Below are 15,312 nucleotides of genomic sequence, written 5' to 3'. Positions count from 1 at the left end.
GGCCCCGGGCGGGAGTTCGGTGCGGCGTCAGTTGATCCGCACGGATAGCTCGACGTCTTCGGCAAAGGCCGTGGACATATAGCCGTTTGCAGGCGTGCGCACGCGCGCCAGATAGTCGGGGCTGAAGTCGGCGTTGTCGGCAACGATGATCGCGCCCGGCTTGAGATGGTCTTCGACCAGATCAAGGATGTCGGGGTAGAGCGCCTTGGCGCCGTCGAGCAGCACGAGATCGATCGTATCAGGCAGATCGGCGCTGAGCGTCTTCAGCGCATCGCCTTCGCGGATTTCGACGATGTCGATCAGCCCGCCAGCCGAAAGGTTGTCCCGTGCCCGCGCCACTTTGGACGGCTCGAACTCGCTTGTGATCAGGCGGCCGCCGCCATTGTCGCGCAAGCCCGCTGCAAGGTGCAGGGTCGAGATGCCGAACGATGTGCCGAACTCGACGATCACCTTGGCGCGAGAGCTGCGCGCCAGCATGTAGAGCAGCGTACCGGTCTGGCGTGAGACCGCGAGCGGTGCATCTTTCAGGCGTCCGTAGAGGTCGCGGTAATCGGTCTTGCTCCGCATCATCCGCGCCCGGTCGGCGTCGGACAAATCGGCGACCGCGGCGTGAGCGGCGTCTCTTGTTGCTTCGGCCTCGAGGAACAGGCGATCCAGCAGCGGCGTCAGCGTTGTGATGGCTGGGGTGGTCATTCGATGTCTCCGGGGTTCGCGGTAAAACGCGTGCTTGCGTTGGATGCTGAAATACGACTAATTCGTCGCATTTCCTATTCGCATTGCCCGGGCGCACCATGGCCAATCGTCGAAGTCGTTCAATTTCCTCGCGAAAACAGCCGCAACAGGCCCGATCGAGCGGGCTTGTGGCCGCCATTCTGGATGCTGCTGTTCAGGTCCTGACGAAGGAGGGTGCGCAGCGCTTCACCACCGCGCGGGTGGCGGAGCGAGCGGGGGTGAGCGTCGGATCGCTCTATCAATATTTTCCGAACAAGGCGGCGATCCTGTTCCGCCTCCAGAGCGACGAGTGGCGGCGCACGAGCGAGCTCCTGCGCGACATTCTCGCCGACCGCGCGAAGCCGCCGCCGGCGCGGCTGCGTGCGCTGGTCCACGCCTTCATTGGCTCCGAGTGCGAGGAGGCTGCGATCCGCGTCGCGCTCAGCGACGCCGCACCGCTCTATCGTGACGCGCCCGAGGCGCAGGACGCGCGGGCGGCCGGCGAAGGCATCGTCGCAGCGTTCATGCGGGAGGCGCTGCCAAAGGCCTCGGATGCGACGCGCACCCTCGCCGGCGAGCTGATCACGACGACGCTGAGCGAGGTCGGCAAGAATTTTTCGGAGGAGGCGCGGAGCGAGGCGGAGATCACAGCCTATGCCGAGGCCATGGCCGACATGTTCTGCGCCTATCTTGCGAGGCTGGCGCGGCGCTGAGTCATTGCTGGCCTGAGATGCCGCAATCTTGTAGCCCCGATGCAGCCAACGGGTCGGCGCAAAGCGCCGCCCGATGACAGGCTCCGCGAAATCCGGCGTCTGAGTGCACGGGCACCATTCCCGGATGTCGCTTGCAGCGTAATCCGGGCTACGCTTGCCACATCCAGCGTTTGCCCCTACGGACTTCTTTCATGCTCGTCATCTCCATTCAAAGCCAAGTGGTCCACGGCCATGTCGGCAACAGTGCCGCCGCCTATGCCATGCAGGCGGAGGGGGTGAACGTCGCGGCTGTGCCGACGACGCTGCTGTCGAACCATCCGCGCTATCCGAGCCTGCGCGGGCGGGTGCTGGAGACAGAGCTCGTCGCCGATCTCCTGAGAGGCCTCGAGGAGCGCGATCTCGTCGATGAGGCCGCGGTGCTCGTCACCGGCTATCTCGGCTCGCCCGGCAATGCCGCTGTCATTGCCGATTTCGTCGAGCGGGCGCTGACCCGCAATTCGAAGCTCGTCTATCTCTGCGACCCCGTGATCGGCGATGACGGCCGGGTTTATGTCGCCGACGGCATTTTGGACGTGGTCCGGCACCGGCTGCTGCCGGCCGCGAACCTGACCACGCCGAACCAGTTCGAGCTCGAGCTGCTCTCCGGCCACGCTATCGCGGATGCGCCGGGCCTGCGCGCGGCGTGCGCGGCGCTGGCCGGGACCGGCCGCATCGACGTCGTCGCCACCGGCTGCACGCTCGCCGACACGGCGGAAGGGCAGGTGGAGACGATCTTGTGCGCCGACGGTCAGTTGTCGCGCTTTGCGACGCCGCGCCTGCCGATCCGGCCCTATGGCACCGGCGATCTCCTCACCGGCCTGATCGCGGCGCATCTCGCCAAAGGCAAGGCAATGGAGGCGGCGGTGCGGCTCGCGGTCGAGACCATCTTTGCCGTGCTGGTGCGCACGCAGGAGGCGGGATCAGCCGAGATGCGTCTCGTGCCGCTGCCGACGCGGAAGCCGTAACGGTTCAGGTCGCCCGCTTGCCGGCCGATTGCGCCGACTTCTGCGACTTGGCCTTCTGCTCACGCGCGGCCTGTGCCTTTGGCGGCTTGGCGCTGGCCATGGCCCGCATCTTCTTCGGCCTGGCGTTGGCGGCTTCCCTGCGGTCCGCCGAGCCACGCTTCGAGACATATTCCGCGCCGTCGATCGGGCCGACATGTGGCGGATCGCGGCCGAGATAGGGCCGGCCGATGCCGAGCGCCTTGCCATTGGCGTCGACCCACTTCCACAGCACCTCGGTCGAGACCCAGCGCTGCGCGCGGTTGTCGCCCTTGGTGCTGACGATGTCGGCCGCCATGCCGTGGCCGTAGCCACCGCGCGTGCTGCCGCCGTGATAGGAGCGGTCGGAGGCGGCCTTCAGGCCGCTCGCGATCGACTGGCGATAGTCGTCGCGGAACGCGCTGGTGATGCCCGGCGAGAGGCCGGCGGCTTCGGCAGCGAGCAGCGTTCGAAACAGCTTTTGCTTAAAGCTCTTGTCCATGCCGCCGATGACGTAGTCCATCATCGGCATGCCGGCGTGGTCGGCCGCCTTCGGATCCTTCCAGCCAAAATCCTCGTCGACCAGTTTCGTGAAGCTGCGCATCACGGTCACCGTCTTGCCCTTGCGCTTGACGGTGACGGCGCGGCGATCCTCGACCTTGATCGAGTCTTCCTTGGGCGTGCGCTGGTAGAGCGCCCAGAGATAGCGGTCGATGCAGGCTTCCATGACGAAGCATTCGTCGAGCACGGCGACGGTGTCCGCGGACGGCGAGGCCTTGCTCGCGGCAGCCGTCGGTCCGCTCACGATCGTCGCGGGGGATAGCGCGTCCGTCGTCACGATCTCGGTGGGATCGGCCGATGCGAGTTTTATCGCGGGCTCCGACGCCGGAGCCGGAGCAACCTCGCTGGCGAACGGTGTCGGCTCGGGCGAAATCTGCGGCGCGGGCGGCGCCTCGGTCGGCAAGATCAGCACTGAATCGGCCGAGGCGAGCTTGATGGCGGGAGTTGGCGCCTCGGGCGTTGCCGCTTCGGCGGTGACCAGGCTCGGTGTCGCAGCGACCGCGGCCGCGATATCGGCGGTCAGGGCGACGCCGTCCTCGATGGCCGCAGCATGCGGAATGTCGGCGAGGTCGAGCCGGCCAAGATCCTTCGCGCGCGAGACGGCAGAAGCATTGGCGCCGCTGTTCTCGAGGAGGGCAGGGGCATAGGAGGACAAAGAGAGCGCCAGCCAGCCTGCGAGAACCGCCGAGGGGCAGGAGACCGCCACCAGAAGAGACCGCCGATCATTCATGATCCCTGCCCCCAAACGGTTCTGTTTGAACCTCGTCTTGTTCGAACAGTCTTGATGCCGACAGTCTTGACCAGACAGTCTTGCACGAAAAGGCACGCCGCGCGTCGATTGTTCGGAGGACGGTGTGGCGGCGCAATGGCGCAATTCGGCGAAAAAGGGCTTTTTCGGCGGGTGTTGCCGAGGTGCAACGCGGGTTCCATTGCGGTTCCATGGGAGGCGATGCCACCGGCGCTGCGCAAAATTCGGTAAAGACAAATATTTTTGGCGAGGGCGGCTTTGACGTATCTTTCTGGACACATTGCGCAACCTTGCCGCGGCCGGCGCGTTGGGCGCCTATGACCCATTCCTCGCTTCGTCCCATGGATGCCTTCGACCCCACCGAGCCCGCCATCCTGCACGACCTGCTCTCCGATACGATCGTCACCTGGACCGCTGAGGAGGCCGACGATTATCGCCGCGCCAGCCGACCGGGCGGGGACGGAACGGTGACCTGGAAGGTCTACGTCTTCGACGGCTGGGGCAATGTGCTCGGCGGCTGATCACCGCCCATAAAAGTGTCATGTCGCGCCCGGCGGCGATTCGGCCAAGGCCTTGCGCGCATTAAACATATTGCTATGCGCTACGTGCGATGTTGCAATGCAGCGACGTATGTCGCAATGCAGCAAAACAGGCTTAAATGTGCTCCGACCTTTCACTCAGGAGCATCACCAATGAACAAGAAGACTCTGTCGATCGCCGCCGCCATCCTGACCATCGCGGGCAGCACCGCGGCTTTCGCCGCCGAGCTGCCGACCTATGAGGCCAACGGTTTTCCGGTCTCCCCGATGCAGGTGCGCGTGCTCGGTGCCGCGCATGTCGAGCAGCAGGCCTCGGCGCCGACCACTGTCGCTTCGGTCCACCAGACCCGCGTGCTGACACCGCGCAAGGTCAAGACCGCTGATGTCACGACGGGCACCGCCCGTTGATCTGAACTCGCCTCAAGAAAACATGAAGCAGGCTCGTTTCCTCCCGAGCCGGCGCGGACCGCGTTCCCTTTCGGGAGCGCGGTCTTTTTTTTGGCGGAGCGAGTCATGACCTGGCGCGGCGGTGCGCGGATTGAGAAAGTTGCGGCAAGAAAAATCCAAGAAAAATCCAAGAAAAATCGACGTCGCGCGCCGGTTGTGTACGGCGGTTCAAAGCGAGTGTGATCTCTTTAATAGTTGCTTTGCAGATCGGGGCGCTTGATGCGGGCGCCGCTTATTGAGCAGCCAAGAATCGGGCTCGATCTCAGCCCGGGGTTTTTCTGAGCGGCCTACGCACGCTTCGATAAGCGCAGGCTCGACGGCGAGCGGCCGTAGAGCTCTGCGAACGCGGCGTTGAAACGGCGCAGGCTGCCGAAGCCGGCCTGGAATGCAATGTCAGTCATGGTGTGATCGCCGGCATCGAGCAGGCGTTTTGCGCGCTGAACGCGCAGCGTCTTCGCAAGCTGCTGCGGCGTCGCGCCGACGTGGCGCTCGAACAATCGCGCCAGATGACGCGAGGAGATGCCGAGCCGCAGCGCGAGAGACACCACCGAATCCTCGTCGAGCGCGCCCTCGTTGATCAGCTTCACCGCGCGCGCGACCGTGGAGCGCGTGCCGTTCCAGGCCGGGCAGAACGGCGCGGTCTCGGGGCGGCAGCGCAAGCAAGGGCGGAAGCCTGCGGCTTCGGCCGCCGCGGCTGTCGGATGATAGACAACGTTGCGCGTCAGCGGCTGCTTGGCCGGGCAGACCGGGCGGCAATAGATGCCCGTGGTCCTCACCGCCGTGAAGAAGCGGCCGTCATAGCGGGGATCCCGGCGCAGGCGCGCGGCATTGCAGACATCAAAACTCAGCATGGCCTGATAATAGCGCATGCAGGCGCTGCGGGAAGTGCCGCGGGATGACCGAGTCCGATTGCGGCGAGCCGCGACGCGCAGGGCGGCGTAGAAGGCGGCCCTCGTTTCATGCAAGCCCCCTTCAATGCCAGTTTTGGAGCCCGCCGTGACCAGCCCGAAAGACATCGTCCTCAACGCCTGGAAGATTTTTCCATCACGCGACGCGACGCGCATCGCGGCGCTGTTCACGGACGATGCCGAATGGATCGCGCCGAAGGGCAACGCCACCGCGGTCGCGCTCGATCACACCGATCACATGATCGGCGCGCAAGCGATCGCGTGCTTCATTGCGCAGGAGATGCACAGGATGTTTTCAGATGTCGATATCGCCTTTCGCGGCGTCTATGCCGACGGCGATGTCGTGATCGTGGAGGAGCGGATGCGCGCCACCCTTGCCAGGGGAGCGCGTTACGAGAACGACTATTGCTTCGTGTTCACGGTGGCCGGCGGCAAGATCCGCGAGGTGCGGGAATACATGGACACGCGCAAGGGGTGGCAGATGGTGTTTGGAGAGGAGGCGTGACGAGTCCCGGATATCGCTGCGCTCATCCGGACGACAAAAGTCCCTGCTTCTCCGCCGCGTGCCAGACCTGCAACCGCGTGGGTTGAGCCTCGTCGCGCGCTGACATAAGGCTTGCCCATGGATCAGCGAACGAGCGCTGACGCTCTCATTCAGAAGAACGATCAGGCGACGGCGCTGCTTGGCGTCGTCTGCGGCCTCGCCGCGGCGCTGTTCTGGGCACTCGGCTTTGCCGGCACGCGGCATGGCCTCAAGCTCGGCTTCACGCCGGTCGATCTGCTCGTGCATCGCTATGTCTGGTCGGGCATCGCGTTCCTGCCGCTGGTGATGCGCGCAGGGATCTCCGATCTCTGCGGCATCGGCTGGCGCAGGGGCCTTGCGCTGATGGTGCTCGGCGGCCCCGTGATGTCGCTGATCTCCTACACCGGTTTTCTGTTCGTGCCGCTCGGCCATGGCAGCGTGATCCAGCCCTCCTGCGCGACGCTCGGCGGCCTGCTGCTCGCCGCCGTGTTCCTGAAGGAACATATCTCCGCCTCGCGCCTCACGGGCGCCTTCGTCATCGTCGGCGGGCTCGGCGTGATCGGCGCGGAATCGATCGGCCATATCGGCACCGACGGCGTGCTCGGCGATCTGACCTTCGTGCTGACCGGATTGATGTTCGCGTGCTTCGGCGCACTGCTGCGCCACTGGCGTGTCTCCGCCGTGTCGGCCGCGCTCGTCATCAACGTGCTGTCGCTGCTGCTGTTGCCGATCTACCTCATGACCGGCGGGCTCGCGCGGGTCGCGGCGATCGGTGTCAGCGAGAACGCCATCCAGGCGCTGGCGCAGGGCGTGCTTGCGGGCCCCGCCGCGCTCTACCTTTACGCCGTCTCGGTCCAGCGCCTCGGCGTCGCCCGCGCCGCCGTGTTTCCCGCCTGCGTGCCGGCGCTGACGCTGCTCACCGGCTGGCTCCTGCTCGGCGAAATGCCAACCATGTTGCAGGCGGCAGGGCTCGTGACGGTGCTGTGCGGATTCTATCTGGCGCAGCGGCAGCGGTAGACCTCCGGGCCTCGGCTTACGCCCTCCTCACGAACTCCGATTTCAGATTCATCGCGCCGATGCCATCGATCTTGCAGGCGATGTTGTGGCCGTCGGTGGCGTCCTGCAGGCGGATGTTGCGGACCTTGGTGCCGCCTTTGACGACCGAGGAGGAGCCCTTGACCTTGAGGTCCTTGATCACGATGACGCTGTCGCCATCGGCGAGCGCATTGCCGTTGGCATCGCGCACGCCGGCGTCCTGCGCGGCGTCCGCGGCTGCGTCGGCCGTGCCGCTCCATTCATGGCCGCATTCCGGGCAGACCCAGAGGCCGCGATCCTGATAGGCGTGCTCGGAGTTGCAGGTCGGGCATTTCATCGCGTCGGTCATCGTTCGCCTCATCGCCGTCACGGGCGCGCCGTACGCATTCCGCCGGAAAAAGATGGATTGGGAGCAAATCCTTTACCATGGCTTCCGGTCCCGGTCGAACCCAGGGGAAACTTAGGAGTTCGGGAAAAATTCTGCGGTATTGAGGTCCGGGTTTTACGGCTGCGTCCGGTCGACGTCGCCGCGAGGAGCGTCCTGGTCATGAGCGAGCATCGCGCCGCAGTCAGACATCACATTTTGCGGACCGGCATTGTCGAGTTCGACAACGGCACCGGCAAGATCATCAGCGCGCCCTGCACGATCCGCGATGTCTCGGGCACCGGCGCTCGTCTCGGCCTCAACGCCTCGCTCTGGGTCGCCGAGCAGTTCACGCTGGTGTTCAGCAGCGGCCTGCGCAAGGACTGCCGGGTCGCCTGGCGCAAAGGCAGGCTGATCGGCAGCGCGTTCACTGAGGGCTATGCGAGCGCGGATGAGCAGGCCGTCATGATGACCGCGGACGAGCAGTCCCGGCACCGGCTCGGGATCGGCGCGCGGGTCAGAGCCGCGCGCGAGAGGCGCGGCTACACCGACGCGCAGCTCGCCGAGCTCATCGGCGCCACGACCGCCTTCGTGTCGCTGGCCGAGCAGGGCGAGGCGGACATTCCGCTCTACCAGCTGATGCACATCGCCGATCTGCTGATGGTCGGTCTCGACGGGCTCGTCGCGGGCCCGGCGCCTGAGGACGTCGACGCGGCGTAGTTGGCACCACCCCAGAACAAAAACGTCGAAAACAACCCCATGCACAGTAGAAATCCCCAGCGATTTCAAAGTTCTGCAAGTCCGAAAAATCCACGATCGATGCCCGTGCCGACTTCGGCGATACCGAAAGCCGTTTGACCCGGCGGGCAAAACAGGGGCATGATGGCATCGTGGCGAAGGTTGCGTGATGGTGCCTCGCCGGGCCGTGGGGCGACATGCCGAAGACACTGAAAAGAAAACTCAAGACCTACCAGACCTCGCTCGGCTTCTACGACCAGGCGGTCGCCGCGCCCTCGATGAAGGCGGCGCTGGACGCCTGGGGCGCCAGGTCCAACCTGTTCCATCAGGGCGCCGCGAAGGAGACCGACGACCCCGACATCGTCGCCGCGACCATGGCAAGCCCCGGTGTCGTGCTCAGGCGTCCGGTCGGATCGAACGGCCCGTTCACCGAGCACGCCGCGCTGCCGACCGATCTCGCTGACGACGAGGCCAAGCCCAAATCCAAAGCCAAGTCAAAAGCTAAGTCCAAAGCCAAGGTCAAAGTTAAGTCCAAGCCCCAAAAGCGTCCGGCCACGACCGCACGCACGCAATCACGCAAGGTTGACGATCAACAAGCCCGCAAGGCCGCCGCGGCATTCGAGAAGGAAGAGCGGCGGCGGGAAGCCGAGCGCCGCAAGGAAGAGGCCGCCCGCGCCAAGGAGCGCGCGCGCCGGGATAAGGCGGTCGCGACAGCGCAGGCGGCGCTCGACGAGGCGAGGCGCGAGCACGACGCACGGGCGGAGGCGATCGAAGCCGAGCGCGCCGCGCTCGATCAGCGCGCCGAGGCCGAGCAGAGCCGGTGGGACAAGCAGAGGATCAAGCTGGCGGAGGCGGTGCGCCGGGCGCGGGAGTAGGGTGCGCGCGGCAGCCAAGTCCAGTCCGCCAAAGTCCGCCAGAGTCATGCAAGCAAGCCGACCACGAATTCAGCTTGCCTTGCTTGGCGTCCTTTTGCACTCTTGGGGGAAGGAGACCAACGCATGAAGATCATGACTGTCGCGTGTGCGCTCGGCACGGCCCTGGTGCTGTGCAACCTCGGGATATCAGGTGCCGAAGCCCGGGCGCGGAAGGCTCGAGTGGTTGCTGAACCACGGCTGAGGGTGGACGTCCCGGTGCTCAGGCCGACGCCGTGGGATTACAATATTGTTCCACGCTATCGTTATCGCCCTGAAGACGACCGGGTCGATCCCTACGGCCCGCCTTTGGTGTCCTCGTGGGTCCGCTATGAGGGCTGGCGCTGGCCGTACTGGTGGTGAAGGCCACCGACGGACGCGGAACTGATTGGAGCCTGAAGCCCGGATGAGCGAAGCGATATCCAGGGACGTTGCCGAAGCATTCCCGGATGTCGCTTCGCTCATCCGGGAATGCTTCTTTGCTAGCCGCCGTCATCCGCCGCAAGCCGCAGAAACTGCCGCTTCATCGCGTTGACCCTGGCGACATAGCTGGCGACGAGGTGATCGCCGCAGCGCTCATTGGGCACCATCTGAAACTTGCGGCGCGCGTAGGCCGTGGCGGGACCGGCGCCGCAGAGGTGGATGAAGGCGGCCAGATCCTGCTTCTGCTGCGCATTGGCCTTTGCATCGCCCGCGAGACTGAGAACCAGCGTGACATTGCGGTCGAGATACACCGATGCCAGCTCGATGGCGTGGCTCGGGATCGCGCGGATGTAGAGGAAGGTAGACCCGCAACCGATCTCCGTGACCGCGTTGTCACGGACACAGAACCGCGCGGCGTCGGCGTAGGCTGCGTCCAGCATCTGGTAGAGGCCGACGGCGCTGGAGGCGGGCCGGTAGATCGCGAGCGGATTGAGGCTCCATCGCCAGCGCCAGTAGGTGCGCGCCACGGGATTGCCTGAACTCTCGACCTGCGCAAGGGCCGCCAGCAGTTCGGGCGTGATCGTCGCGGTGGAGTAGGTGCGGAAGAGCGGCCCGTATTGCCGCCAAGTCTCGGATGGATCCTTGTCGAGGGCGTTGCCGACAAGGACGAACAGCTCGGTCGGCTTGCGGATCGTTTGATAGGCGATGTTCACCAGCAAGACGGCCGCAAGCACCATCGCCACGCCACCCGCGATCCGAAGCATCCGCGGTGCGCGCGCGCAATTCTTTCGCACCCACCGCGCGCCACGTCGGACGCTGCGAAGGAGAGGGGGAAGGCGCTTGCTTGTCTTGGCATCGCTCTTGTGGGAGTGCATGGCGGAGACTTTGTAGTTAGTTAACGCTGTCCGCCAGGCCTTGAAATCCAGCTTGATTTCCCTCTGATCGCGTCTTTTCAGGTCGCCGCTCCGGGCTCCCTACGGCAGCTCGAATCCTTGATAGAAGTAACCCGAGGTTGTATGGTGCGCCGCAGCAGGGTTAATTTTTCGTGAATGGATCGGCTGAAATGACCGTAATCGAGGGCGTGGTGTCGGCGGAAAGTGCGGAGCGGAAAATGCCGCCGGGCGTGCTTCTCGCAGGTCCGGTGGTCGACGCCAAGTTTCGCGATTCCTACATCTCCTTCGTCATCATGATCGGAGGTTCGATCGCGGCGCTGGTCTGGGCCTTCTGGCAAGGCATCGGCTGGGTGGAGATTGCGGTCTTCGCCGGCACGTTTGCGCTGTCCACGGTCGGGATCGGCTTCATGCATCGCTACTTCGTCCACCGCAGCTTCCGCTGCGGTCCGGTGATGCGGACGTTGTTCGCGGCCATCGCCACGATGGCGGTGCAGGGCTCGATCCTGAAGTGGGTGAGCAATCATCGCCGCCATCATCTTCACTCCGACCAGCCCGGCGACGTCCACAGCCCTTACTATGACGGCGACGGCAACCGCTATGTCACCTTCGCCAAGGGGATGATGCATGCGCAAGGCGGCTGGGTGTGGGACCAGGCCACCACCGATGCCGAATACTACGCCAAGGATATTCTGGCCGACCCGATTGCCATGTTCTTCACCAGGACGCGCTGGTACTGGTACGCGCTCTCGGCGGTGATCATTCCGGGCGCGATCGGCTACGCGTTCGGCGGCATGCACGCGATGACCGGCTGCATCCTGTTCTCCGGCCTGTTTCGCAGCTACCTCATGACCATGGCCACTTCGCTGGTCAACTCGGTCTGCCATAGCGACGGTCGCTACGGCTACCGCCGCTTCGAGCTCGACGACGGCACCACCAACGAGTTCGTGACCACGATCCTCACCTTCGGTGAAGGCCTGCACAACAACCATCACCGCTTTCCGCGCGACGCCTATCTGTCGCACGCCTGGTACGAGATCGACATCAACGGCCTGATCATTCTCGGGCTCGGGAAGCTCGGGCTGGTGCACGACATTTTCGCGGCCGGAAGCCGGACCCGTCGGTCTGGAGATTCAGACGGCGGGAAACGTTCAGTGGCAGATACCGAAGCGATGGTCTGAGCAGGCAGGATGGGTAGAGCGACAGCGAAACCCATCAGCAGCCGTCATGGCATGATGGGTTTCGCAAGTGCTCCATCCATCCTACGGGCTAGTTGCCGTCATTCGCGGCAAGGCGCTGAAGCTGCCGCTTCATCGCGTTGACCCGTAATACATAGCTTGCAACGAGGTGATCGCCGCGGCGTTCGCCGGCCATCATCTGAAAGTGGCGGCGCGGGTAGGCGCTCGACGAGTTCTTGCGAAACCTACCATCTTCCCCCACCGCCACCAGGAGAGGTTGAACGCCCACAAGTCCATCGCTGCGTGCGGCATCAGAGACCGGGAAAAAGTGGCAAAGCTGAGGCTGTCAAGCATACATCAGGGTAGAACGGAGCTTATCCCCGTAATAAACCCAATACTGTTTGGGGTTCTGGGTGCGTATTGGGAGGATCAGTCATGGCAAGTGTTGAACAATTGCGCAGGCGTGAAGGAGTGAACTTGGTCCAACTCGAGGCGGACATTGCATCGGTACGCTCGGGAAGCTCTATTGCTTCCATTGCTCTGCCTGATTACGTCGAGCACACCGCGGGCGTGACGCGCGTCGGTGCGCTCAGTGCAGAGGCGGTCGTTCGGGACTATGAGTCCGCTGCAAAAGAGATCGAGTCGATGGGCACCGAGTTGATCGACGCCGCGCAAAAATGCGAGGCGCTGACAGCCCAGGTCCATGATGCGATCGCCTTCATGCGAGAAACGGCGGCGGGGTATCGTGAAGAGGGACGCAAGATCTTCAAGCGCATCGAAGAATGCGCGCTGTTCACCGAAGACGTCCGCAAGACATGCGAACAGGTCAAGCGCAGGATGGTCGAAGTCTCGGTAGGCCCATCGTCCGAAGAGGAGTTTGCGTCGCAAGAGCCCGAGCTGAGCGGGATCGCCGCCAAGGTGTCGATGAGCGAGATACGGTGAGGCGGGCGTAGATCGTAGCTCGTAGGATGGGTTGAGCTCTTGCGATCGTCGCGCGCAGCGTCGATGCGTCGCTTCCGTCGAGCTACGGCGGACAAGTCGCTCCACTCATCCTACGGTCTGCGAACCCCGTCATCTAATCTCCGTCATCCGCCTGAATCCGCCCTGCGAGCTCACCAATCCGGATCGCCGTAGGGGTCGACCATATAGGGCGGGGGCATCCAGGGTCCTCGCGACGGCCGGGGCCGCCGAGGTGCGGCCGCTTGCACGTGCGGCCGTGCAGGCGCAGCCGTATCGTTGTTCAACACGTTCCGCGCGGCGGGTTTCGCGGATGCAGATGCGGATGAAGTCGTCAGTTGCGTTTGCAACGCCTGGACCTGTGCGGCGAGGCGCGCATTGTCCGCCGCATCCTTCTCCTGCGCCGCCTTGAGCTGTTGAATGGTGTCGGCCTGCTCGTGCAGCGTCTGCTCGTTGCGGCTTTTCAGTTGTTCCAGCTTTCCGTTGATGCTCGCAAGCTCGTTGGTGATGGCCTTGAGCGATTGCGCGAGATCGGACGATGACGGGTCAGGTGTCGTGGCGCCAGTTCTTGCAGCGTCAGGTCTTGAAGCGTCAGGTCTTGGAGTATCAGGTCTTGGAGCGCTCTCCGTTTCCTTGCCGATCGGCGGCGCGGGCACCGTACCAGGTTCATCCGCAGCAGCCAGCTGCATGGCCTGTGGCTGCGCCGGACTTTCAACCGCGGACGCTTGCGGAGGCTCGCTCGCGGCCGGCGGAACCCATCGCGCCATGATCGACCTGGCCTCATCGCGATAGTGCGAAGCGAAGGCGGCACCGAGAATGCCGATCGCCAGCACGAGGCCAATCAGAGCGCGCAGCATGGGCCGATCTCGCTTCAGGCCTTGATCGCGACCCCTGCTATCCGGTGCCTTGTCCTTGGAAGTTTTGTCCTCGGAAGTCTTGGCTGCCTCCGCACCGGCGCTTGCTTGCGAGGCCCGTGGGCCTTCGCTGCCGCGTTCCATTCCGGAAACCAGCCGGTCCAGCCGCGCAAGGTCTTCCTCCGCGCTCTTGATCTGGTCGTAGGCTCGCGCCAGCCCGCCATCGGCGCGCACCTCGTCCGGCTTGGGGGCATCAGGCCTGGGCGCATCAGGCTTGAGCGCATCAGGCTTGGGGTCATTGGTCTCAGGCACCGATGCGCTCTCGATCCAGTCGGGCGTCAATGGGAATGCGGCAGTCCGATCGTTGGAAGGATAGGTCTCGCCGCTGTCCAACACAACGCGCGTGCGAAGGAGAAATTATGGCGGGCTCGGGGGTGACCGTTCGTAGCCCGTAGGATGGGTAGAGCGGGAGCGAAACCCATCAACGTCGATCGTCGAATGATGGGTTTCGCAAGGGCTCCACCCATCCGAGCTGTCACCGAAATGCTGGCTCATTATGAACATTCGTTCAGGGGAACGGGGCTTGATCTATTTCGTTGCTTTGAGGGGGTATCGGGAGGAGGACGACATGAAATCAAAGATCATTGCGCTCTCTGCTGCTATTCTCATGGCAACAGCACCAGCCGTGTTTGCTCAGGGCGTATCGAGCAAGACGCCGGGCCACGAGATGCAGCAAATGGGTTCCAAGACGGGCGAGCCGGGCGCTTCCAGCTACGCTCCTGGACACAAGAAGCACCATGCGATGCACCATGCGAAGGCCTCGAAAAAGACCAGCGCCGGCGCGTCCAATTACGCGCCCGGTCAAACCACCGGCTCGAGCACAAAGTCTCAAACCACGGGCACGAGCACAATGCCAAAGTCGGGCACGAGCACAGCGCCAAAGTACTGACGGGCACAACAGTAACCTGCCATTCGCGAGATTGGCGGGTTACGACCTCGGCTAATTCTGGCTCTGCCAGATTGATGGGTATTGCTTCCACCTTCGCGCGTTGAGCTACGATTACGCACGATTACGGTGACAGTGCATTCAATCCAAATGGATAGGCCAGTTGAGTGCACTGTCACCGTAATTGATGCTACGGGCTAGTGTGTCGGCGTCAGGTTGATCGTCGGGGAGGTCAGACGGTTCGGGGTTTGGTGCACCGTAATTCCGGAGCCTATCATCGGGCGGCGCTTCGCGCCGACCCGTCGGGTCATCCGGGCTACGCTTCCTGCAAAGGAGGATCCGATGAAATCGCTTTTGCTGCTCACGGCGAGCGGCCCGTTGCTCATTCTCACATCCCACGAGTCGCTGCACGACCAGAAGCTCCTTGAGGTGCTCAGGCACAAGGGGATCGGCAAGTTCGTCGCGTTCGAGGTTCCCTTGTCGCTCGCCAAGGCGCGCTACGGCGGGCACTTTCAAGCGGTCGAAAGCAATCTGCAGGAGACCGATGATTTGAGAATCCTCGACTTCGACGGCCAGCGCATCTTTCAGCTCTTTCGTTTCGATGAGCTGGGTGCACCAATCCTGAAAGAACCGTCGTGATCCGGCATTACGGTGACAGTGCACTCAATCTGGCCAGTTGAGTGCACTGTCACAGTAACTGCGCCGGTGCCGTGCTCGAAGAGAGCCGGTCCCGGAAATCTGCACAGGACGCTAAGTGGAGTTTCTGCCTGACGGCGGGCACGATAGGCCCCGCGAATCAGGAGAGACCATGAGCAGACGACCCCGCCGGAACCACTCACCGGCCTTC

At 63.9% G+C, this 15,312-nt stretch carries 20 protein-coding genes; 13 read left to right on the top strand and 7 right to left on the bottom strand.

Translation table 11 applies throughout. The annotated features are described in order from the left end of the window. Positions 1-27: 27 nt before the first annotated feature. Positions 28-693 (bottom strand): O-methyltransferase, encoded by a 666-nt coding sequence (locus tag QCM77_RS31530; RefSeq protein ID WP_279686171.1) that lies wholly within the window; start codon positions 691-693, stop codon positions 28-30. Positions 694-791: 98 nt separating this feature from the next. Here QCM77_RS31530 and QCM77_RS31525 point away from each other — a divergent pair, with 98 nt between their 5' ends. Next, entirely contained in the window at positions 792-1,424 is a 633-nt protein-coding gene (locus QCM77_RS31525; protein WP_279686170.1) for a TetR/AcrR family transcriptional regulator, read from the top strand. A gap of 191 nt (positions 1,425-1,615) precedes the next feature. Then, positions 1,616-2,428, top strand: coding sequence for a pyridoxal kinase (gene pdxY, locus QCM77_RS31520; RefSeq protein WP_279667258.1), 813 nt, complete (start codon positions 1,616-1,618; stop codon positions 2,426-2,428). Between the two features lie 4 nt (positions 2,429-2,432). On the opposite strand, the gene QCM77_RS31515 is transcribed toward pdxY, so the two are convergent. Continuing rightward, entirely contained in the window at positions 2,433-3,734 is a 1,302-nt protein-coding gene (locus QCM77_RS31515; protein ID WP_279686169.1) for a M15 family metallopeptidase domain-containing protein, read from the bottom strand. Positions 3,735-4,069: 335 nt separating this feature from the next. On the opposite strand from QCM77_RS31515, the gene QCM77_RS31510 reads away from it, so the two are divergent. Both QCM77_RS31510 and QCM77_RS31505 read left to right on the top strand, forming a co-directional pair. Beyond that, the gene (locus QCM77_RS31510) at positions 4,070-4,273 is read left to right on the top strand and encodes a hypothetical protein (protein ID WP_279686168.1); all 204 of its coding nucleotides are present in this window, start codon (positions 4,070-4,072) and stop codon (positions 4,271-4,273) included. A gap of 171 nt (positions 4,274-4,444) precedes the next feature. Next, positions 4,445-4,699 carry a hypothetical protein gene (locus QCM77_RS31505; RefSeq protein WP_279667261.1) on the top strand — a complete coding sequence of 85 codons (255 nt, stop codon included), beginning with the start codon at positions 4,445-4,447 and terminating at the stop codon, positions 4,697-4,699. 326 nt (positions 4,700-5,025) lie between these two features. On the opposite strand, the gene QCM77_RS31500 is transcribed toward QCM77_RS31505, so the two are convergent. Then, on the bottom strand, positions 5,026-5,607 hold the full coding sequence (locus QCM77_RS31500; protein ID WP_279686167.1) for a bifunctional transcriptional activator/DNA repair enzyme AdaA: 582 nt from the start codon (positions 5,605-5,607) through the stop codon (positions 5,026-5,028). A 127-nt stretch (positions 5,608-5,734) separates the two neighbouring features. Here QCM77_RS31500 and QCM77_RS31495 point away from each other — a divergent pair, with 127 nt between their 5' ends. Next, positions 5,735-6,151 carry a nuclear transport factor 2 family protein gene (locus QCM77_RS31495; RefSeq protein ID WP_279686166.1) on the top strand — a complete coding sequence of 139 codons (417 nt, stop codon included), beginning with the start codon at positions 5,735-5,737 and terminating at the stop codon, positions 6,149-6,151. A 117-nt stretch (positions 6,152-6,268) separates the two neighbouring features. Beyond that, positions 6,269-7,186 (top strand): DMT family transporter, encoded by a 918-nt coding sequence (locus QCM77_RS31490; protein ID WP_279686165.1) that lies wholly within the window; start codon positions 6,269-6,271, stop codon positions 7,184-7,186. Between the two features lie 16 nt (positions 7,187-7,202). On the opposite strand, the gene QCM77_RS31485 is transcribed toward QCM77_RS31490, so the two are convergent. Then, a complete protein-coding gene (locus QCM77_RS31485; protein ID WP_279667265.1) occupies positions 7,203-7,553 on the bottom strand; it encodes a zinc ribbon domain-containing protein YjdM in 351 nt (116 codons plus the stop codon). 198 nt (positions 7,554-7,751) lie between these two features. On the opposite strand from QCM77_RS31485, the gene QCM77_RS31480 reads away from it, so the two are divergent. The 3 genes from QCM77_RS31480 (at position 7,752) to QCM77_RS31470 (ending at position 9,580) form a co-directional block, all read left to right on the top strand. Beyond that, positions 7,752-8,288, top strand: a complete 537-nt coding sequence (locus QCM77_RS31480) for a helix-turn-helix domain-containing protein (protein WP_279667266.1) — start codon at positions 7,752-7,754, stop codon at positions 8,286-8,288. Positions 8,289-8,503: 215 nt separating this feature from the next. After that, positions 8,504-9,181, top strand: a complete 678-nt coding sequence (locus QCM77_RS31475; protein WP_279686164.1) for a cell envelope biogenesis protein TolA — start codon at positions 8,504-8,506, stop codon at positions 9,179-9,181. 123 nt (positions 9,182-9,304) lie between these two features. Then, positions 9,305-9,580, top strand: a complete 276-nt coding sequence (locus QCM77_RS31470; RefSeq protein WP_279667268.1) for a hypothetical protein — start codon at positions 9,305-9,307, stop codon at positions 9,578-9,580. A gap of 119 nt (positions 9,581-9,699) precedes the next feature. On the opposite strand, the gene QCM77_RS31465 is transcribed toward QCM77_RS31470, so the two are convergent. Next, on the bottom strand, positions 9,700-10,404 hold the full coding sequence (locus QCM77_RS31465) for a transglycosylase SLT domain-containing protein (RefSeq protein ID WP_279667269.1): 705 nt from the start codon (positions 10,402-10,404) through the stop codon (positions 9,700-9,702). A gap of 299 nt (positions 10,405-10,703) precedes the next feature. Here QCM77_RS31465 and QCM77_RS31460 point away from each other — a divergent pair, with 299 nt between their 5' ends. Continuing rightward, positions 10,704-11,711 (top strand): acyl-CoA desaturase, encoded by a 1,008-nt coding sequence (locus tag QCM77_RS31460; protein WP_279667270.1) that lies wholly within the window; start codon positions 10,704-10,706, stop codon positions 11,709-11,711. An 88-nt stretch (positions 11,712-11,799) separates the two neighbouring features. On the opposite strand, the gene QCM77_RS31455 is transcribed toward QCM77_RS31460, so the two are convergent. Then, positions 11,800-11,997: a hypothetical protein gene (locus QCM77_RS31455; protein WP_347882403.1), complete on the bottom strand. Its 198-nt coding sequence runs from the start codon at positions 11,995-11,997 to the stop codon at positions 11,800-11,802. Between the two features lie 146 nt (positions 11,998-12,143). On the opposite strand from QCM77_RS31455, the gene QCM77_RS31450 reads away from it, so the two are divergent. Further along, positions 12,144-12,650, top strand: coding sequence for a hypothetical protein (locus tag QCM77_RS31450; RefSeq protein ID WP_279667271.1), 507 nt, complete (start codon positions 12,144-12,146; stop codon positions 12,648-12,650). A gap of 170 nt (positions 12,651-12,820) precedes the next feature. Here the strand turns inward: QCM77_RS31450 and QCM77_RS31445 are convergent, their stop codons facing one another. Then, on the bottom strand, positions 12,821-13,831 hold the full coding sequence (locus QCM77_RS31445; protein WP_279667272.1) for a hypothetical protein: 1,011 nt from the start codon (positions 13,829-13,831) through the stop codon (positions 12,821-12,823). Between the two features lie 316 nt (positions 13,832-14,147). Here QCM77_RS31445 and QCM77_RS31440 point away from each other — a divergent pair, with 316 nt between their 5' ends. Together QCM77_RS31440 and QCM77_RS31435 are read left to right on the top strand one after the other, a co-directional pair. Continuing rightward, positions 14,148-14,468, top strand: coding sequence for a hypothetical protein (locus QCM77_RS31440; RefSeq protein ID WP_279667273.1), 321 nt, complete (start codon positions 14,148-14,150; stop codon positions 14,466-14,468). Between the two features lie 351 nt (positions 14,469-14,819). Continuing rightward, a complete protein-coding gene (locus tag QCM77_RS31435) occupies positions 14,820-15,104 on the top strand; it encodes a cytosolic protein (RefSeq protein WP_279686163.1) in 285 nt (94 codons plus the stop codon). Positions 15,105-15,312 lie beyond the last annotated feature (208 nt).

Source organism: Bradyrhizobium nivariense (assembly GCF_029846695.2).
GTDB lineage: Bacteria > Pseudomonadota > Alphaproteobacteria > Rhizobiales > Xanthobacteraceae > Bradyrhizobium.
The sequence above is the reverse complement of the archived record's forward strand: the minus strand, read 5'-3'. Positions and strand labels throughout refer to the sequence as shown.